General features: G+C 54.4%; 18 protein-coding genes and 1 tRNA gene. 11 read left to right on the forward strand and 8 right to left on the reverse strand.

Annotation, left to right across the window (positions count from 1 at the left end; translation table 11 throughout):
• Positions 1-155 precede the first annotated feature (155 nt).
• Positions 156-1562, reverse strand: a complete 1407-nt coding sequence (locus JAO79_RS07585; RefSeq protein WP_199006660.1) for a 3-oxoacyl-ACP reductase — start codon at positions 1560-1562, stop codon at positions 156-158.
• A gap of 185 nt (positions 1563-1747) precedes the next feature.
• Here JAO79_RS07585 and JAO79_RS07590 point away from each other — a divergent pair, with 185 nt between their 5' ends.
• The 3 genes from JAO79_RS07590 to JAO79_RS07600 all read left to right on the forward strand — a co-directional run bounded on the left by JAO79_RS07590 (position 1748) and on the right by JAO79_RS07600 (position 4229).
• Complete coding sequence (locus JAO79_RS07590; RefSeq protein ID WP_114333264.1) at positions 1748-3067, forward strand: acetyl-CoA C-acetyltransferase; 1320 nt, start codon at positions 1748-1750, stop codon at positions 3065-3067.
• Between the two features lie 97 nt (positions 3068-3164).
• A tRNA-Met gene (locus JAO79_RS07595) sits at positions 3165-3241 on the forward strand.
• A gap of 94 nt (positions 3242-3335) precedes the next feature.
• Positions 3336-4229 carry a DMT family transporter gene (locus JAO79_RS07600; protein WP_320158949.1) on the forward strand — a complete coding sequence of 298 codons (894 nt, stop codon included), beginning with the start codon at positions 3336-3338 and terminating at the stop codon, positions 4227-4229.
• Positions 4230-4351: 122 nt separating this feature from the next.
• Here JAO79_RS07600 and JAO79_RS07605 read toward each other — a convergent pair whose 3' ends face one another.
• On the reverse strand, positions 4352-4498 hold the full coding sequence (locus JAO79_RS07605) for a hypothetical protein (protein WP_199006661.1): 147 nt from the start codon (positions 4496-4498) through the stop codon (positions 4352-4354).
• A 74-nt stretch (positions 4499-4572) separates the two neighbouring features.
• Entirely contained in the window at positions 4573-5460 is an 888-nt protein-coding gene (locus JAO79_RS07610) for a LysR family transcriptional regulator (RefSeq protein ID WP_199006662.1), read from the reverse strand.
• Positions 5461-5606: 146 nt separating this feature from the next.
• On the opposite strand from JAO79_RS07610, the gene JAO79_RS07615 reads away from it, so the two are divergent.
• Together JAO79_RS07615 and JAO79_RS07620 are read left to right on the forward strand one after the other, a co-directional pair.
• Positions 5607-6305, forward strand: a complete 699-nt coding sequence (locus tag JAO79_RS07615; RefSeq protein WP_199006663.1) for a CoA transferase subunit A — start codon at positions 5607-5609, stop codon at positions 6303-6305.
• 37 nt (positions 6306-6342) lie between these two features.
• Positions 6343-6999, forward strand: coding sequence for a CoA transferase subunit B (locus tag JAO79_RS07620; protein WP_199006664.1), 657 nt, complete (start codon positions 6343-6345; stop codon positions 6997-6999).
• A 33-nt stretch (positions 7000-7032) separates the two neighbouring features.
• On the opposite strand, the gene JAO79_RS07625 is transcribed toward JAO79_RS07620, so the two are convergent.
• Positions 7033-8040 (reverse strand): hypothetical protein, encoded by a 1008-nt coding sequence (locus JAO79_RS07625; protein ID WP_199006665.1) that lies wholly within the window; start codon positions 8038-8040, stop codon positions 7033-7035.
• 226 nt (positions 8041-8266) lie between these two features.
• Between JAO79_RS07625 and JAO79_RS07630 the strand changes: the two genes are divergently transcribed.
• A complete protein-coding gene (locus JAO79_RS07630; protein WP_199006666.1) occupies positions 8267-10015 on the forward strand; it encodes an autotransporter assembly complex protein TamA in 1749 nt (582 codons plus the stop codon).
• On the forward strand, positions 10012-13782 hold the full coding sequence (locus JAO79_RS16400) for a translocation/assembly module TamB domain-containing protein (RefSeq protein ID WP_320158950.1): 3771 nt from the start codon (positions 10012-10014) through the stop codon (positions 13780-13782). The genes JAO79_RS07630 and JAO79_RS16400 overlap by 4 nt, the downstream gene beginning before the upstream one ends.
• Here JAO79_RS16400 and JAO79_RS07640 read toward each other — a convergent pair.
• Together JAO79_RS07640 and JAO79_RS07645 are read right to left on the reverse strand one after the other, a co-directional pair.
• Positions 13764-14549, reverse strand: coding sequence for a gamma-glutamyl-gamma-aminobutyrate hydrolase family protein (locus JAO79_RS07640; RefSeq protein ID WP_199006667.1), 786 nt, complete (start codon positions 14547-14549; stop codon positions 13764-13766). The two genes, JAO79_RS16400 and JAO79_RS07640, sit on opposite strands and share 19 nt — an antisense overlap.
• On the reverse strand, positions 14542-15543 hold the full coding sequence (locus JAO79_RS07645) for an amidoligase family protein (protein WP_227664466.1): 1002 nt from the start codon (positions 15541-15543) through the stop codon (positions 14542-14544). The genes JAO79_RS07640 and JAO79_RS07645 overlap by 8 nt, the downstream gene beginning before the upstream one ends.
• Before the next feature lie 170 nt (positions 15544-15713).
• Between JAO79_RS07645 and lexA the strand changes: the two genes are divergently transcribed.
• Together lexA and JAO79_RS07655 are read left to right on the forward strand one after the other, a co-directional pair.
• The gene (lexA, locus tag JAO79_RS07650) at positions 15714-16322 is read left to right on the forward strand and encodes a transcriptional repressor LexA (protein WP_199006668.1); all 609 of its coding nucleotides are present in this window, start codon (positions 15714-15716) and stop codon (positions 16320-16322) included.
• Positions 16323-16362: 40 nt separating this feature from the next.
• Positions 16363-16848, forward strand: coding sequence for a cell division inhibitor SulA (locus JAO79_RS07655; RefSeq protein WP_199006669.1), 486 nt, complete (start codon positions 16363-16365; stop codon positions 16846-16848).
• 8 nt (positions 16849-16856) lie between these two features.
• Here the strand turns inward: JAO79_RS07655 and JAO79_RS07660 are convergent, their stop codons facing one another.
• Entirely contained in the window at positions 16857-17117 is a 261-nt protein-coding gene (locus JAO79_RS07660) for a hypothetical protein (protein WP_199006670.1), read from the reverse strand.
• Between the two features lie 63 nt (positions 17118-17180).
• Positions 17181-17681, reverse strand: coding sequence for a DUF6586 family protein (locus JAO79_RS07665; protein ID WP_199006671.1), 501 nt, complete (start codon positions 17679-17681; stop codon positions 17181-17183).
• A gap of 205 nt (positions 17682-17886) precedes the next feature.
• Between JAO79_RS07665 and JAO79_RS07670 the strand changes: the two genes are divergently transcribed.
• The gene (locus JAO79_RS07670) at positions 17887-19245 is read left to right on the forward strand and encodes a DUF1329 domain-containing protein (protein WP_199006672.1); all 1359 of its coding nucleotides are present in this window, start codon (positions 17887-17889) and stop codon (positions 19243-19245) included.
• Positions 19246-19339: 94 nt separating this feature from the next.
• Positions 19340-19669 carry an SOS cell division inhibitor gene (locus JAO79_RS07675; RefSeq protein ID WP_199006673.1) on the forward strand — a complete coding sequence of 110 codons (330 nt, stop codon included), beginning with the start codon at positions 19340-19342 and terminating at the stop codon, positions 19667-19669.
• Positions 19670-19717 lie beyond the last annotated feature (48 nt).

Consider the following 19717-nt stretch of genomic DNA (forward strand, 5'->3'; position numbering starts at 1 on the left):
GCGAGGGTCACTGGTTCGATCCCAGTACCACCCACCAGATTTGAAGAAAAGCAGGTCCAATCGGATCTGCTTTTTTTTTGCCCTCAGAAATCTTCAACGTACTACAAAAAAGCCGGGAGACCTAAGTCGCCCGGCTTTGATTTGTCTGCCGTGCTTTACTTACCAATCAACGACTGGCCACACACTCGCACAACGTTACCGGTAACGCCGGCGGAGGCCGGGTTGCAGTACCAGGCAATGGCTTCTGCTACGTCAATTGGCTGACCGCCCTGAGACAAGCTATTCATGCGTCGGCCGGCTTCACGGATAGTGAAGGGCATAGCGGCCGTCATCTGAGTTTCGATAAAGCCAGGAGCGATGGCATTGATGGTGATGCCGTCCTTGAGCTGCTTGGACATAGCTTCAACGTACCCGATTACGCCACTCTTGGCGCAGGAATAGTTGGTCTGTCCAAAGTTGCCGGCAATGCCGCTGATGGACGAGATGCACACAATGCGACCGTTCTCTTTCAGCAAGCTGCGGTGCATCAGCTCTTCATCGATCAGCTCTTCCGCGGTCAGGTTGACGGCAATCGTCATGTCCCAGAAGTGCTCTGGCATGTTGCCGAGCGTTTTGTCACGGGTGATGCCCGCATTGTGAACCACAAAGTCTACGCCGCCGGTTTCTTTGGCGATGAAGTCTGCGATCAGCTTCGGCGCTTTTTCGTCAGTGATATCGCAGGCCAGAGCTTTGCCTTTGATCGCGTCGGTTACGGTTTTCAGATCTTCCAGCGCCTGAGGGATATCCAGACCAATGACAGTTGCGCCGTCACGAGACAAGGTTTCAGCGATTGAAGCACCAATGCCGCGAGACGCGCCAGTGACTAGGGCAACTTTACCGGCCAGTGGAGCAACTGGGTTGGTGGCTTTTGCGGTGTCTGCTTTTCCGATGCGAACAAACTGGCCAGAAACATAAGCTGAGCGAGGCGACAGGAAGAAGCGCACGCTGGAATCCAGCTGGTTTTCGGCGTTGGGTGCCATCCAAATCAGGTTAGCGGTGGCGCCCTTTTTACCGATCTCTTTGCCCATGGCTCTTACAAAGCCTTCAAGCGACTGCTGCGCGGCGGCCTGGGGCGCTTTGCGGCAGGTTTGCGGGTCTTGACCGATCACGAGGATCCGGCCGTTGGCGGCCAGTTTACGGATGGTCGGGTGGAAGAAATCGTACAGCGCACGCAGTTCCTGCGGTGTTTTCAGGCCGGTTGCGTCAAACACCAGAGCGGAGAATTTACCGTTCAGTTCAACGGTCACATCCAGTGCTTCGGCTTTGTTGCCTACTTTAGAGGATTCGTCCAAGGTGTCCAGGCCAGTGGCGTGAAATACATTGGCCGGGCTTGCGCCCAATGTGGCGCCCACTGTTGCGACAGCTTTAGCGCCAGAACCGGCGCCCACCAATACATCGCCTTCAATATAAGGCTGATCGACACGCTTCAGGCGTTTCAGTGGGTTGGGCGAGGGTAGGCCGAGCGACTGAGCGGCAGACTTGCCGACAGGGGTGTTGACGAGCTTGAGATAGAGGTCAGACATAAATGCTTCCTATTCGGGCGTTTTGCAAAGAATGCCATAAAGGGTAAGGATTCCTCAGCCTATTGGATTGACTGAAGCCAGTGTTGGCGTTGTCAGACTTGCCAATGAGACGCGCCGGTTTATCGATAGACTTCAGTCTAACGTCAAATTATTCGATTCTTCATTGCGATACAGGACATTTTGATATGGCACAGGCTCAGAAAAGCACCAAATCCAAAGCAGCGAAACCGGGTAACGGTATCCGCCGCGTAGCGGTTATCGGTGGTAACCGTACGCCGTTCGCACGCTCCAACACGGCGTACAGCAAAGTCAGCAATCAGGAAATGCTGACCTCTAGCTTGCGTGGTCTGGTTGATCGTTACAACCTGCAAGGTAAGCGGCTGGGCGAAGTGGTTGCCGGCGCGGTGATTAAGCACTCCCGCGATTTCAACCTGACTCGCGAAGCGGTTCTCAGTTCTGGTCTGGCGCCTGAAACCTCGGCCTATGACATTCAGCAAGCGTGTGGCACCGGCCTTGAGGCTGCGATTTTGGTCGCCAACAAGATTGCCCTGGGGCAAATCGAGTGCGGCGTTGCTGGCGGCACAGATACCACCTCTGACGCGCCGATTGGTGTGGGCGAAGGTTTGCGTGAGATCCTGCTGGATCTAAACCGTGCGAAAACCAACAAAGAGCGCCTGAAGATCCTGAGCCGTTTCCGCCCAAGCCACCTGGCTCCGGAAATTCCGACCAATGGTGAGCCGCGTACTGGGCTGTCCATGGGTGATCACTGCCAGATTACCGCCAAAGAGTGGAATATCGCGCGGGAAGATCAGGATCAGCTGGCTTACGAGAGCCATCAGAAGCTGGCGAAAGCCTACGAAGAAGGGTTCTTTGACGATTTGATCACGCCGCTGGCGGGCTTGGAAAAAGACAACATCCTGCGTCCGGATACCACGCTCGAAAAGCTGGCCACGCTGAAGCCCTGCTTTGATCGTGAAAACGGCACCATGACGGCCGCCAACAGTACCGCGCTGACCGACGGTGCCTCTTGTGTGTTGCTGGCCAGTGAAGAGTGGGCAAAAGAAAATGGTCTGGAAGTTCGGGCGTGGCTGACGTTCTCGGAAGTGGCTGCGGTTGATTTCGTTGATAAGAAAGAAGGCCTGTTGATGGCGCCTGCTTACGCCGTTCCGCGTATGCTGGAAAAGGCTGGCCTGACGCTTCAGGACTTCGATTTCTACGAAATACACGAGGCCTTTGCCGCTCAGGTTCTGTCAACGCTGAAAGCTTGGGAAGATCCTGCGTTCTGCAAAGAGCGCCTCGGTCTGGACAAGCCGCTGGGCAGCATCGACCGTTCGAAGATGAACGTAAAAGGCTCCAGCCTGGCAACCGGCCACCCGTTTGCTGCCACCGGTGGGCGCATTGTTTCGACACTGGCGAAGTTGCTGGAAGAGAAGGGAAGCGGTCGCGGCTTGATTTCCATCTGTGCGGCTGGTGGTCAGGGCGTTACGGCTATTCTGGAGCGCTAAATTCCAGGAATGTTGTAATTCCCTTTGACATAAGGCGCTTCACCTCGTATCATTCGCGCCACGTTGATCAGGGCGACTTGGTTAACAACCAGTTTGATGCGGGGTGGAGCAGTCTGGTAGCTCGTCGGGCTCATAACCCGAAGGTCGTTGGTTCGAATCCAGCCCCCGCTACCATATAAAAGAAAGCCGGCTTATGCCGGCTTTTCTTGTTTTGAAAGGCAGATCAGTGGCTTACTGATCTGCCTTTTTGCGTTTGGGGGAGGGCGAGGTGAGTGTATACATTCTGGCAGCGGTTTTATCAGCTGTGCTCATGGGCACGATAGGCGCGATTGCTGTCTATGCGAACGTTAGCGCAGAAACGGTAACTTTCTATCGCCTCTTTATTGGTGCGCTGTTAATGGCGGGCTTTCTTCTCGTCACCGGGCAGAAACGCCAAATCATTACCTGGCCTGGCTTTAAAGTGCTCGTCACCGGCGGATTTCTTGCGGGTTTTGTTGTTTTCTACGTAATGGCTATGGGCTATACCAGTATGGCCAATGCGATTATGTTGCTGTACCTCGCGCCCGTTACGGCATCTGTTGTGGCTCATTTTTTTATGGGTGAACGGCTCTCAGGGGTCAGTGCCGCATTGATTGTAGTGGCGCTTTTCGGCTTTGCCATGATGTTAGAGTTCAATTTTAATCTCTCAGGGCGGGGCGAAGAGGTTGTCGGACTTTTCTATGCGCTGTGTGCCATGGTGTGCTATGCCGCCTTTATCCTTACCAATAGATTGATCCATGAACGAGTGCCTGTGCTGACCCGGAGTGGCTATCAGATGTTGGCCGGAGCTATATGCATGCTGCCGTTAATGCTTCAGCAAGGCGAGAGCATGGATGCGAGTCAATGGGGCTGGTTGGTGGCGGCCGGGGTGGTGCCTGGCTTCTTGGCCATCATGCTTGCTGTAGTGGCGCTGAGAGCCCTGCCCGCTGCGACATTCGGCACTCTTGCCTATTTGGAGCCGATCACCGTTGTTGGGTTGGGGTGGATTTTGTTCGGGCAGAGTTTGAGTGCACTGCAGTTGGCGGGGAGTCTTCTTATTATTGCTTCCGGGGTTATGCAGGCTGGGGTGTCGGAGCGCCGCGCCCGCAACGATGAGATCAGGGGCCAAGCTCTTGCACGGTAGCGCGTGCGCAAGCATTCACAGCGGGTATTTTTTGCCGCTCTGCATAAGTCGCGTGGCGCTCTCCACAGGCAGCGGGCGGTCGAAATAGTAGCCCTGAAGGTAGTCGCATTGAAACGCCTTCATCATGATCGCCTGGGCTTGGTGATGTGATCCAGGCGAGGGTCCGGATCGGTGTCCAGAAGGCCGGTCGAGCGGAGCGTTTCCATGCGCTGGGCTTCGTGGGGATGAAAGTGGGGAGAGGTCATCGCCTCGTTGTTCATGGTTCCCATTGCAACTAAGGCCTCAGCATCCTGTTAAAACCCTAGTATGAAATTAGTTTCCGACCTTTGTTTTGTCAATGGGACTAGTCGGGCTGGCTGCCCACTGATTTCAGAACATTGTAGAGTGCATGAGTGGCTGCCGACCGCTCACGCTCACGATGCCAGATAAGCCCTACGGGTTGCTCAAGACGAGCATCTTTTAACTTCAAAACCTTCGCACCTAAGGCTTCCATCTGCGGGGTGCAGAGTGCGGGTACAACGCTAACCCCCAATCCGGTGGCGACCATTTTACCTACGGTTGATAGTTGGTGTGCCTCAAGCTCCGTTTTCAGAACCAAAGGGCTGTCACGAAGGCTGTCTTCAAGATAGGCATGCACCGCTGACGGTTTCTGCAGGGAAATAAATGGATGTTGAAGAAGTGCTTCCCACTCCACACGCTCTTCGTCCTCGAAGCCTGAGCCAGGCGGAACAATCGCCACGAACTGGTCGTTAAACAGCGGCTCGAAGGCCAGCGATGCCGGGTAGGGCTTGAAGCCGATTCCAAGTTCTACTTCACCGATCTGAACCATATCGATGACGTCTTCATTAATGACATCGTGCACTTGCACTGAAATTTTCGGATGCAAAGCCCGAAATTGCTTCAGGGCCCTTGGCAGCACGTTGATGGCAAAAGAAGGCATGGCGGCAATGCTCACCTTGCCAATTCCAAGAGAAAAGCGCTGCTGCAGTTCGTGATGAACGGAATCCCAGTCTGCAAGTAACTTCCTCGCCAGCGGCAGTAGTGACTCACCCTCTGGCGTTAATTGCACCGATCGGGTAGTTCTTACGAACACCTTCCCACCCAGACTTTCCTCAAGGCCCTTAATGGCCATGCTCAACGCTGATTGAGATGTGTGCAGCCTTTCGCTGGCGATAACGAAACTAAGGGTTTCGGCAACGGCAAGAAAGGATCTCAGTTGTTTTACGTTCATAGGGCTCGTCGTTGTGATGGGTATGAGTGACATTCTAGCGCACGATTGTTCTGTTTTTCGAAATAATTGCTCCGAAAAATTCGATTAAACAAATAAAAGTCGTTCGTAATAATGAGTGCTCATTAACAAGAAACGACGAGGTACAAATGGCTGGATTCGATAAGCGCGTGTCTTCTTACGAGGAGGCTTTGGAAGGCTTGGCCGATGGTATGACTATTCTGGCCGGTGGCTTTGGTTTGTGCGGTATCCCGGAAAACCTGATCGCTGAGATCAAGCGCCGAGGCAATCGGGACCTGACCGTGGTATCCAATAACTGTGGTGTGGACGGTTTCGGTTTGGGCTTGTTGCTGGAAGACCGCCAGATCAGCCGCATGATTGCGTCCTATGTGGGTGAGAACAAGTTGTTCGAACAGCAGCTGTTGAATGGCGAATTAGAGGTTGAGTTGACCCCCCAAGGAAATCTCGCGGAGCGTGTGCGTGCGGGTGGTGCAGGCATCCCTGCTTTTTTCACCGCAACCGGGTATGGCACGCAAGTGGCGGAAGGTAAAGAAGTGCGTGAGTTCGATGGCCGTAACTACGTTTTGGAGCAGGCAATCACCGGTGATATTGCCATTGTGAAAGGCTGGAAAGCCGATACCTATGGCAACGTGATTTATCGACATACCGCCAAAAACTTCAACCCACTGATGGCCACAGCAGGAAAGATCACCGTGGTTGAGGTGGAAGAAATTGTAGAAGCAGGAACGCTGGATCCGGCAGAGATCCATACGCCAGGTATCTATGTCGATCGCCTGATTTGCGGCACTTTTGAGAAGCGTATCGAGCAGCGCACCATCAGGGCCTGATAACGGACAACAACTCATTAAAACCGGGGAGAATCACATGGCTTTATCACGAGAGCAGATGGCAAAGCGCGTCGCCAGCGAACTGAAAGATGGTTTTTATGTCAATTTAGGTATTGGTATCCCTACCTTGGTGGCCAATTATGTGCCCGACGATATATCGGTAATGCTGCAGTCGGAGAACGGGCTGCTTGGGATGGGCGCGTTTCCAACGGAAGAAGAAATCGACGCCGACATGATCAATGCCGGCAAGCAAACCGTCACGGCGCGTACCGGGGCATCAATTGTTGATTCGGCGGAATCGTTTGCAATGATTCGCGGAGGTCACATTGACCTGACGGTGCTGGGTGCGTTTGAAGTGGATGTGCAGGGCAACATCGCGTCTTGGATGGTTCCGGGGAAACTGGTTAAGGGAATGGGCGGCGCGATGGATTTGGTGGCCGGTGCAGACAACATCATCGTCACCATGACTCACGCCTCGAAAACGGGTGAATCCAAGCTGCTAAGCAAGTGCAATCTGCCTTTGACCGGGGCCGGCTGCATTAAACGAGTGCTGACTGACCTGGCGTATCTGGAAATCGAGAACGGTACCTTCATTTTGAAAGAGCGGGCACCGGGGGTTTCTGTTGAAGAGATTGCCGAAAAGACCGGTGGGCCTCTGATTGTTCCGGATCATGTGCCGGAGATGGCGGTATAATCCCGCTTTTACTGAATCGGTTTGAACCTGCTGTTACGGCAGGTTCTTCCGCCAATGCTTCACTCGAACCTGCCCCTTTATCGCCTCGATGATTTCATTGATCAACGAAATCAAAGCCTCCTGATCGCTGTGTTCTTCGGCCGTCGCACTCGGGTCAGGTAGCAGGGCGTTGACGATGTCTTCAATAAACGCGTGGTTTGAAGACGACGCCAAATCTTCAAGCATCTGGTGGATGACGTTCGCGACGATATCGCCCACCGCATTTTCCAGTGTATCTTGAATAGTCGGCCCGACCACGGGCAGGTATTTGAGCCGGGACAGTTCAAGGTTTTGCTTTAGTGCATGGTCAACCCGATCTTCGAGATAGGCGCGCAACGCGCCACGATTAGGCATATAACCTTGCTCCGCGGCGTGGGCGACCCGGTCAGACAACCAGTCTGCGAGCATGGCTTTTCTGGGGTAGAGAATGTCGTTCTGGATCCGATCAAACAGGGGGGAGCCATGTTGTATCTCGTGCTGAACGCCGGTCAGCACCTTGATCACGATCCGGTCTGAAAGCTCCTCCATAAATGCGTCGAAGTAAAACGCAAGGAATTTATAGATGCGGGTGTTGGTGAAGTCGATGATCTTGTATTGGTGCAGCCGGTAGACGATGGAAATAACCCGCAATACCCGTAAAAAGCGGAAGCTCCCAATGGGAATACAGCCCACTAGATCGTACCAATGAATAAACGGGTAGAAATACCAGCGGTCATAGATCTTCGCTTTCACCGAATAGCCCCACCGGATTACGAATTCCGTCAGGAAAATCCACACGAAGATCATGTCGTAAAAGATAAACCGCTCATGGATGGGGTGATAGGCGGATTGTACTGCGGGCAGATGGTCTTTCAGCAGGTTTTGCACGGCAACGAAGTTATAAATGGAATCCCAGATAATGAACGTCAGGTTGACGATCAGCAGGCCCAGCATCGCAAAGTCGATGAGGAACCAGATCATCTGATGACTGGATTTCAGATTTTCACGGTTAATCCTGAGCATTCTTGTTACCTGTGGGTGAAGCGCAAACCAGTTGTAAGTCTATGACAGGGTAGCCTATTTGCTATCCGGGCACGACTTTCCAGCGAACTCCGTTGAAGCTCGAATCGCCACGTTTTGTCTTTTTATTTCGTGAGCGGGGCATGGCACGTGAGTTGGGGGATCGGTAAACTCCTAGGTCTAACTCCACGTTTCATAAAACAATCTGGTTGGGATGCCGGTACACCGTATGTTGCCACCTTTCTTATCAAAAGAGACGGCTATAAAAACGACAGCGTTGCTCATACTCTGTATCCCGTCACTTGTGCTGGCGAATCAGGTTGAGGTGCAGGTGAACGGCGATCACGATGCACTGGAAGACAATGCCCGCATTTTTCTGGGCGAAGTTGAAGGGCGTACTGCGGATGGTCTGCGCCGGTATGCCCCGACGGCCGTAGGCCAGGTCAAGGAAGCCCTTCGTGCTTTGGGCTATTACAACCCGAAGATCACCTGGGATGTTAATGACGGCGAGGTGGGGCTGGCGGAACTGAAACTGACCGTCGATCCCGGTCAGCCGGTGCGCGTCCGCCAGCGAAATGTGGATATTCACGGGCCCGGCTCGAACGATTCCGAGTTTGTTGAGAATCTGCCCGAGCGGCCCCGGGTGGGAGATGTACTTAACCACGGTGAATACGACAACCTTCGTAGCACTATCGGCAACCGGGCGCGGCGCCTGGGTTACTTTGACGGCGAGTTTGAAAACCGGGAGTTGAGGGTTAATCCCGCTGAAAAAATCGCAGACATCAATTTAAGCTTTGAGTCCGGCGAGCGTTACCGTTTAGGAGAAGTCACCTTTCTGGAGGGGCACGGTTTCGAGCAGCGGCTTCTGGAGCAATTTGTGACCTTCGAGCCGGGTGAGCCGTTTCATGCAGCTAAGGTTGCCAAGCTAAGTGGCGACCTTTCTAACAGCGGCTATTTTTCCGGGGTGGATCTGGATGCATCCCCCAGCGATGCGGAAGACCGGGTAATCCCGATTAACATTGATCTGACCCCTCGCGACCCGCGTTCAATCTCAGCGGGTGTCGGCTTCTCTACCGACGTAGGGCCAAGATTTCGGGGCACCTGGCGAGAGCACTATATCAACCCTATGGGTCATCGGCGGGGGCTCGACACCGAGGTATCGGAATTGCGTCAGAGTATTTCCGGTTGGTATGAACTGCCGCTAGACCCACCGATGACAGACTCCATCCGTTTGAGCACAGGTTACCAGCGTGAGGAAATCGAAAACGTGGCCTCCGAGCGTTTGACTCTGGGCCAGCAATGGCGCCATCAGCTCGATACCGGTTGGATGCAAATTCTGGGATTACGATGGGAAGGTGAGCGCTACACCATCGGCGAGGAAAGGCAGGATACCTCCAGTTTGTTGCTGCCCAGCGTCGGCTATTCGAAGCTGCACTCCAATTCCCCCTTGGACCCGTCGCAGGGATATCGTTTGCAGGTTGATGTGACGGGAGCGCACCGGGCGGCGCTGTCTGATGCGGATATTCTGCATGTGAACTTTCTGGCCCGAGGTCTTTATACCCTGGCGGACAATCATCGTTTTTTGGCGCGGTTTAATTTTGGTGGTGTGGCGACGAATAATTTTGATGATGTGCCGCCGTCTCTGCGCTTCTTCGCGGGCGGCGACCAAACGGTTCGAGGCTACGCTTATGAATCGTTATCTCCGAAAAACAGTGACGGTGATGTGGTGGGTGGCCGCTATCTTATTGTAGGCAGTGCCGAATACCAGTATGAATTCACAAACGGCTGGCGGCTTGCCGCATTCATCGATGAAGGTAACGCGGTAGACGATGTTTTTGATCCGTTAGCCACGGGGGTGGGTGTCGGGATTCGTTGGGTGAGTCCGGTGGGGCCGCTGCGCCTTGATATTGCAGAAGGGCTGAACGATTCCTTTGGCGGTGGCTGGCGAATCCATTTTTCAATGGGGCCTGAATTGTGAGTGATCAGCCTGAAACAACTGAAAACCCGAAAAGCGAAATGCCGAAGCAAACACCTCGGCGGCGCTGGTGGTTTTGGCTGTTGATTGTGCTTGCGGTGGTGTTACTGCTGCCCTTGGTTTTGTTGGGGCTTATTCTGGTCGCACTGAACACCGATAAAGGTACGGCCTGGACACTGGAGAAGATTCCGGGTTTGCAAACCGACGCTGCTCACGGTTCGTTGCTGGGGCAATGGCAAGCGGAACGCTTGGAATGGCAAGGTTATGGCGTAGGAGTGGTCGTTCAGTCACCGGAGGTGGATTGGTCGCCAACGTGTTTGTTCGAGCTAACCGTTTGTCTGGACACCCTGAAAGCCAGTCATGTGGATGTCACGGTGCAACCGTCAGATACCGAGGAACAATCCGGCGGCGGGATAACTCTGCCAGACATCGCGTTGCCGCTGGCAGTCGAAGTCAAAGATGTGGATTTGGGGGAGCTGTCCGTCAACGGTAGTCGCATCTGGGACCGAGTTGCTTTAAAGACGAGTGGTTCAGGAGCGAGTCTGAATATCGATCAGGCCTCCTATGTTCTAGGCGATCTTCGAGTGAGTGCCACTGGATGGGCCGAGATGCGCAGAGATTGGCCTTTGGACCTGAATGTGAAAGTCGATTTGCCGCCGCCGTCGGGTGATCAGTGGCAGGTGGACTTGCAACTGGCTGGCAGCGTGCGGGACTTGCGGGTAAATGGCCAAAGTACGGGCTATCTGGACGCGAAGTTGAAAGGCACGGCTCAACCGCTGGATGAGCGTTTACCGGCTCAACTCAAGATTAACTCCCCAGCCTTTATGGCGCATCACACGCTCCCGCCTACCTTATTGATGAAAGACCTCTCGTTGAGCTTGGGAGGCTCGCTGGCAAACGGGTTCCAGACCAAAGCCCGAACGGTGCTTCCCGGCACAACCGGGGACGTTCAGGTTGGCTTGGACGGATTGGTGACGACAGAGTCGGCTACTGATCTGCACCTGTCACTTTCCGGGCCCGCGGTTACCGAGCGCGACCAGCCCGGTACCTTCAAGGCAGCGGGGAACCTATCCTGGAGCGATGGCTTGCGGGCCAACGCCGATGTCAGCCTGGATGCCTTCCCCTGGTTTGGTTTGCTGCCAGACGTTTCAGAACCGCCTGTGGTGCTGGAAACCTTAACGGGCCAGGCCAGTTATCGGGGCGAAAGCTATCAGGCCAACCTCGAGGCGCGTGTAAAAGGTCCGCAGGGGCCTGCCGATCTGGTCGCCAGCCTGGAGGGTAATGCCGACGCACTGGTTGTTAACCGATTGGATATGACGACGGGCGCTGGATCGCTTACGGGGGAGGCTGATCTTGGCCTAACCGGGCCCTTATCCTGGCAGGCTGCGTTCGAATTAAACGCCTTCAATCCGGGCTACTGGTTGCCCATTTTGGAAGCGGACCTGAGTGGCCAAGTGACCAGTCAGGGGCAGTTACAGAACAGCGGGTTGCCTGTAATGACTGCGGACTGGGATCTTGCCGGTGAATGGCAGCAGCAGCCAGCAAAAGCCAAGGGCAAATTGAGTAGCGACGGATCGGACTGGACGCTGCAGGATTTGTTGGTATCGGTTGCAAACAATGAAGTTACAGGCAATGGCCATTACGGCGAGGGATTAGGGGTCGACCTATCGGTTGTGCTGCCCAATCCTGAGGTGATCGTGCCCGGATTGGAAGGTGCGCTATCCGGCGAATTAACAGCAGGGGGTACGCTGGCTGATCCTCAGGGGCAGGTGCGCCTGAAGGCGGACCAGTTGGCGTGGCGTGACGACGCAAAGGTTGGCCAGTTAAAGGTGCAGGCCAGCCTGGGCTCTGGCGAGGTGTTAGATGCAAGCGTCGTTGCGCAGGACATCAAAGCGGCCGGCCAGATTCTGGACGAAGTGAATATCTCAGCCCAAGGCACCAGGGCCGAACACCAGCTTTTGTTTGAGGCAAAGCACCCGGACGTGTCTTTTTTGATGGAACTGGCTGGAGGGTTGGGAGACGCCTTCGAAAGTTGGAGTGGGGCTATAACCCGGGGCGAAATAAACGTTCCGAAGCCAGGTCATCTGTGGCAATTGGATCAACGGACAGCCCTCTCGTATAGCAAGCAAGGGGTGCTTGAACTAGGGCAGCATTGCTGGCGCTGGCAGGACAGTTCAGTTTGTGCCGAAGACCAACAACTTTGGCCCGACCCTGTCATTGCGTACCGGATTAACCAGTTTCCAACCTTGGCCTTGGAACCCTTGTTGCCAGACACCTTGCGCTGGAAGGCGCAGCTCAATGCCGATATCGAAATTGCGATGACAGAAGCCGGCCCAGATGGCCGGATTGAGATTGACGGCGGGGAAGGTACGTTCGAGTTCCTGGTTCTGGACGATTGGGAAACGCTGAGCCATCAGGAACTGACTTTAAGCGCGATGCTGAAGCCTGAGATCGCCGAGCTGTCTGTGGCTTTAAAAGGCCCTGAACTCGGCAAGTTCTCGACACAGCTGGCGATTAACCCGGTAGCCGCGGATCAGCCGGTAGAGGGAACCTTTTCCCTGGGCGATCTCGATCTAGCTTTCGTGTCGGCGTTTTCCGGGATCGACGAAGTCGCCGGTCAGGTTAATGGCGAAGGCAGATTGGATGGCCCGCTGCTGAAACCGGCCGTTACCGGAGAGCTGGGACTCACCGGTGGTAAGTTCCAGGATCCGGATTTGCCGCTTCCGATGGAAGAGGTGGTGCTGGCGCTCGAGTTTGCCGGGTATACCGCCGATATCAACGGGCGCTGGCAGAGCAATGACCGCAGCGCGGGACAGCTCTCGGGCAGTCTGGACTGGCGCGATGAGCCGGAGCTGAACCTGAATGTCGAAGGAGAGCGCCTGCCGGTGCATTTTGAGCCCTATGCCTCGGTGGAAGTGGCCCCGGATATTGCCATTCGCTTTCGGTCGGGCGAGCTATCTGTATCCGGGCGCGTAGAAGTACCTCGAGGACGAATTGAAGTGCAGGCCCTGCCAGAATCGGCGGTTTCCGTATCTAGCGATGAGGTCATCGTGGGTGTTGAAGCGGAAGATCCTGCAATCCGTGACATGCTGATGGATGTGGTTGTAGTGGTCGGTGAAGACGAAGTGACCCTCGATGCTTTTGGCTTGACCGGCAATCTGAAAGGGACGCTGCGAATTGGCAACGACATGGACACCCGGGGCGCTTTGCGATTGGTGAATGGCCGTTACGAAGCCTACGGACAGGATCTCAATCTGCGCAGGGCAAGAGTGGTGTTTGTGGGCGCGCTGACGGAACCGTATCTGGATATCGAAGCCGTGCGCGAGGTGGATACGGTGGTAGCTGGCATCAGACTCAGCGGCCCTATCAGCGAGCCGGAAACCGAAGTTTTTTCCGAACCGGCCATGCCGCAAAGCGAAGCTTTGTCATACGTTATCCTGGGACGGCCGCCACAGGGGCGTGGCGATGAAGGGCAAATGAGCGCAGCGGCAATTTCACTTGGCCTGACACAGACCAATGAGCTGACGCAAAGCATTGGTGATGAGTTGGGTATTAAAAACCTGATGCTCGAAGCTGAAGGGTCAGGGGAGACGGCGTCGGTGGTTGCCAGTGGCTATATAACCGACGAGCTGAGTATTCGTTACGGTGTAGGCATTTTTGAGCCGATTACCACGGTAGCGTTGCGCTACGATCTGGGGCGGTATTTCTATCTGGAGGCAGCCAGTGGTCTGGCTGCCTCATTGGATATCTTCTATACCCGGGATTTTTGACGGGTATCGGCCTGTTCGATAACGCGTGGTGGCTCGCCTTGCCATTGAGCACTTTCGTTTTCAAGGCGCTGGAGTTTCCGTTCGCACGCGGCGTGCACTAAACGTCGAAAAATGCGGCGATGGCCCACGTGATAGAGCAGGTATTCCGGATGCCACTGTACGCCCATCAGCCATTGCGTGCCCGTGCTTTCGATAGCTTGAACAAACAGATCGTTGTCCACTGCAGTGACTCTGAGCCCCCGACCCAGGCGCTTGATGGCTTGGCTGTGGATGCGGTTGGCGCCGATTCTCCAGCTTGGCATCAAGTCCTCCAAGCGGCTGCCTGCCACCAGCCTTACGGTTTGTAGTGGTAGCAACAGCGGCCGGTGCCGCGTATTCACCCTCAGGGGAGTTACGTTCTGGCACAGCGATCCCCCGTGAAAAATGTTGATGAACTGAGCGCCGCGGCAAATACCGAGTACCGGTATACCAATGGCCTCTGCCTGTTCGAGTAATCGATAGTCGGTGTCATCCCTTCTCGGGTCGTATTTGGCTGTCACCTGGGGCTGTTGACCATACCGTTCAGGGTGCACATGGGTGCCGCCTGAAAGCACCAGTCCATCGAGCAACGCAACATTAATGCGAGATCCGGGGCGTATGTAGTGGGTGCGTGCGCCCGCCAGGCGCAAACCCAGGCTGATGAGCCTCTGGGCAAGACTTCGCCGCGCGGGCCCACTGATACCGATTGTCAGCCCCGGAATCTCCGTTTCGGTTTGCTTCTCAGACATAATCGTGTTCTTGGAGCCATGTTTGCGTGGTGTCGGTCCAGGAATGGGTCAGATTGTGAAAGCTCAGTTCCTGAGCCTCCCGGAATTTTGCCCGCAGCGCAGCCAGATCCTGCGCGTTATTGGCTAATTTCTCGAGCACCACCCAATCGTTCCACACGCTGGAAAAGTGCCAGTCCGGGTTATCAATGTCGCAGTCAGGAAGCCGGTAATGCAGTGTTGGACGGCTCTTGATGCGGGGGTCTTGCACATATTCCGCCAAAAAGTCCGCATCGAGGTGTGCGAACAAAGGCAGCAAGTCCAAAGCGCGATTACGGGTCGGGTTGTTGTCTAGATAATCCTTCATCAAACCTTTGAGGTCTGGTTCGTAATTATCTTGCATCAACTTTTCTGTGTATTTTGTGCTCCAAGGCTCGATGTAGGTGGTGAACTTACGACTGATATCAATCTGGTGCCGCGATTTCAACCAATCATACAGCGCGGCAAATGCCTGAAGGTATCGAACAATCGTGCCGGGTTCGAGATCAGGCAGCTCCGGGTTCAGCTGCAACCCGAAGGCAAAATAAATCGCTTCCCGGCTACCGAGGGCTCCCAAGCCGCGGAGCTCGTCCACGAGCGTTTCCATAATATGGAGTTTGGACAGTGGTAAAGGTGGGCCAACGATTTCCAGAGGCACAATTTTCTCAGCAGCAAAATCGATCGCGTCCATCGCGTGTGAGGCAAGTTCCCGGATGGACGTGGGCAGGCCCTCATCAGCAAGATTAAGGTCTTTGATCGGATCGGAATCCAGCTCGATGGTGTAGTCACCGTCTTCAGTTTTGATACTGGTGACATAGCGGGACTGAAGTTCCGGCTTTCCGCCTAAAAGCCGACTGGCATGATCTATAAGTGCATCATAACTAAGCCCGGACAGTTCAATTTCCACACCAACTTTACGTTCGCTTCCATCCGTTGTTTGGGTGCTGACGGGCATATTGCTGAGTTTAGAAGAGCTCATAGTCTGTCGTGGTTCCTTTTCAAGCTTTGAGCCTAACCATAACACAGGGGTGTGTCGTTTCACGTTACTGGCCATAAATGATCGGTTTCAGGCTTTACACTGGATAAAACACTGTATATAGTCAAATCACTGTATAAAAAACCAGTCGTTATTATCTGGAGCGTTCCAACATGAAATTAACCGCAAGGCAGTCCCAAGTTCTGGATATTATCCGGCGCTATCTTGACGAGACTGGCTATCCGCCAACCCGGGCCGAGATTGCAGCGGAGCTGGGCTTTCGCTCTGCGAATGCGGCTGAAGAGCACCTGCGGGCGTTGGCGCGTAAGGGCGCGATTGAAATGGTGCCCGGCGCCAGTCGCGGTATACGGCTGCCAGAAGCCGAGCCGGATTTGGGCCTGCCGGTGATTGGTCAGGTTGCGGCGGGTAGTCCGATTCTCGCACAGGAGCATGTCGAAGATCATTGTGCGCTGCAGCCCAGTTTCTTCTCACCCAAGGCCGATTACCTGCTGCGTGTGCGGGGCATGAGTATGAAAGACATCGGCATTCTGGACGGCGATTTATTGGCAGTACACCGGACGCAAGACGTTCAGAATGGGCAGATCGTGATCGCACGGGTGGGTGATGAGGTCACCGTTAAGCGGTTCCGTAAGGAAGGCAACAAGGTGTGGTTGATTGCCGAAAACGAAGAGTTTAGCCCCATTGAAGTCGATCTGGCGGAACAGGAGCTCTTCATCGAAGGTCTCGGTGTAGGCGTCATCCGCCGCTCAGAATTGCACTGATAGCTGAAAATCGACATGTGAAAACGCAGGTAGGTGAGTGATGGAACAGTTGAGCTTCAATAACACTATGGCGTATCAACCCGCGGCTGTGGTCTCTGCGCAGGCTGCTTCATCCCGCTACCGTCGTCCTGAGCCCCGGCGTTCCGTATCCGGAACCGGGCGTACAGGTTTTGGGGGCAATGTTACCGAGATCATTCTGCCGGAAGGTCAGGTCGAGAACTTCCAGTTGCTGCTGCCCATGCTGACCCAGTTGAATCAGGAAAAGCGCTGGCTGGCCTGGATAGACCCACCGCAGTCATTGGTGGGCAAGTGGCAAACTATGCACGGCATTGTGACTGGCGAGATTCTGGTGCTGCGATCAACGCCTGAGATTCCGGCCCAACAACTGGCGGAATTAGCGCTGGGCGCTGGCACCTGCCATGCCGTGGTGTTGTGGACAGACAAGCTGGCGCGCTCTGCCTTTGAGTCGCTTCAAAAGGCATCCGCGAAAGGAAACAGTCACGGAGTCGTGCTGCGCCAGCGGTAATGAGTCTGTTAGTGGAGCGTATAGTGAGGCTGGGCGTCGCCAAAATCGCCTTCGTCTTCGCCCCAATCAACTTCTTCAGAAATGGTTCCGGTCGCCTCGATGCCAGCGGCGATCATAGCTTTCGCAATGCTCATGTCCCGGTCCGCCATCATTTCCTTCGCCTCGGGAGAGAAAGAAATGCGGACCAGCGGCGCGGCATCGTCATCAACGCGACGTAAAGCGTAGTCGCCGTTCGGCAGTTCAACGATTTCAAAAAACGATGGTGACATTCTTTAGGCCTTTGCTTGGTGCGATTTATTCGTGAGTCATACGTAGTGGCTTGGCAGAGGTCATTACCACTCGCTATGCCTGTTCTCGACGGCCCGGACAAACTCGGTCATGGCCGTCAGAGTGTTGTTCAGGCTTTTGGCTGAACGGTCTGCGCCATCTTCTGCTGAAATAGCAATGATGTTGTCCGCAGATACGGTCTTTTTCGGTGTCGGCGGCTGAGTTAACGCTTTTTCAAGTTGGGAAAGATGATTCCACCAGCTGGACGGGGTGCCTTGTAGTGTTTCCAGGTCTGCTAGATCCTGGTTTTCGTAAGGGATTTTCGCCCTGAGCTCGTCAAGAGACTGCGGCTCGGAATCTTTTTGCTGATGGTGCTGGGCGATCATCACCAATAAGCTGCCTCGTGCTCGGAGCAGCAACTCGATTGTGCCCTGGGTCAATGCCTCGCTCAGCATAGTGTTTTGCGGATTAACTTGAGCCTGCTCAATGGCTTGATCTAACTGTGACAGTAAAATCTTGGCCAGATACAGTTTCTGGGATGTCAGTGAGTACCATTGAGACGCCATAGAGGATCCGTTCAGGATTAAGCCGAGCCAATTCATTTAGCCGACCAGTGTATCATTTTTAAGCAGGCATTTCTTTCCTTCTGTGGTTTGTGCGTAGACACAAGAAACTACAAAGAATTTCTTGAAACGGTTGTTTGAATTTGGCAAAAAGGGCCACTTGGGGCAGCGTGAGGATGCTCAAAAGATCATTTTTGGAGAATAAGGAATGCGAAACCGATTGTTAGCGGCGGTCACCATTGCCGCGTTGAGTATGTCCGGTGCCGCGTGGGCCAAGGTGGCTCCTGAGGAAGCTAAGCGGTTAAAGAACGAGTTGACCCCGGTCGGCGCGGTTAGAGCGGCCAACGATTCCGGCACTATTCCGGCTTGGCAGGGCGGCTTGGCAAAACCTCCAGCGAACTGGAAAGAGGGCGAGGTTGAAGTCAATCCGTTTCCAGAAGATGAGCCGCTGTTTGTGGTTACACGGGAAAACCTGGATCTATACAGGGACAAGCTGACCGATGGCCATATCCAGATGCTTGAACAGTATGGCCCCAACTTTTTCATGCCGGTCTATCAAACTCGCCGGACTGCAGCTTTTCCTGAAGAGGTTTATCAGAAATCCTACGAGAACGCCTTAACGGCCGAGTTGTTGGACAACGGCAACGGTGTTCGAAAAACCATCATGACCAGTCCTTTCCCGATTCCGAAAAACGGATTGGAAGTGATCTGGAATCACATCCTTCGCTACCGAGGAGAGGAAGTATCCTTCCGAAGTGGGTCGGCAACCCCTCAGCGCGACGGTTCATTTAACCCGGTGGTTAACCAGTACGATTATTATTTCGCGTACAGCCGCCCCGGCGCTGATCTGGCCGATATCGACAACAAGATTTTCTTCCTGAAAACGGACACTTTGGCACCCAGTACATTGGCCGGCACGATTACCCTTGTACACGAGACTCTCGATCAGGTGCGCTCACCTCGTCTGGCATGGCGCTACGATTCCGGTTCCCGCCGTTTGCGCCGTTCACCCAACCTGGCCTACGAAACAGATCTGCCGAACTCCTCGTCGTTGCGATCAGTGGATCAGAAGGACATGTATAACGGGGCCCCGAATCAATACGACTGGGAGCTCAAGGGAAAGCGCGAACTTTTGGTGCCCTACAACGCCTATAAGCTGCACGATAGCGACGTTCGCCCGAAAGATGTGATTCGCGCGAACCATATTAACCAGCAGTTGGCCCGCTATGAGCTGCACCGGGTGTGGGTGGTAGAAGCAAAGCGTCGTACCGGGATCCAGCATATCTACGCTCGCCGCGTGTTCTACATCGATGAGGACAGTTGGCAGATTCTGGCGTCGGAAGAATACAACGATAAAGGCGAACTGTGGCGTGTTTCCGAAGCGCATAACATCAGCTATTACAGCCAGCCGGTGTTCTGGACTACTATGGAAATGACGTACGACCTAAAAGCTCAGCGTTATTACATTGACGGTCTGGACGACGGGTACCCCGCCTATGATTTCTCGCCGGGATACCGTCGGAACGAATTTACGGCCTCCGCTGCCCGCCGGGCGGCTCGCCGTTAAAGCGCTACCCCATGCCGCGATCCGGTTGGAGCGCGGCTGCTTTACCGGTTTCGCCAGATCTTTTCTGCATCAACTTTGAATAGGTGACCTAGTGGTGGCTAATCCTGATGTCCTTTTGGCGGATCTCGATTCTTTGCATGAACAGCTCGAAGCGGCGTTAAACGCAGAAGATTGGGAGGCGTTGATCGTCCTCAATCAACAAGTTAAACCGATTGTCGCCCCTTTAATGGAAGCAATGGAGCAGGGGGCTGTGTCGCCGACCCAGGTTAAGCCGCGATTAGAAGCCCTTAACAGGTTTGTCGAAGTGGCGGGGCGGGGGGCTGTCAAAGCTCGCGATGAGGCTCGGCAGTCGCTGCAAGGAGTGAATCAGAATCGCAATGCAGCGGCAACTTACGCCAATGTTTCCGGTAACCGCACAAAGTGATTTCTGATGGCTTTCGGCTATGGATCGCGCGCAGTGTCATAAAATTGA

The sequence above is a fragment of the Marinobacter litoralis genome, from assembly GCF_016427555.1.
GTDB lineage: Bacteria > Pseudomonadota > Gammaproteobacteria > Pseudomonadales > Oleiphilaceae > Marinobacter > Marinobacter litoralis_A.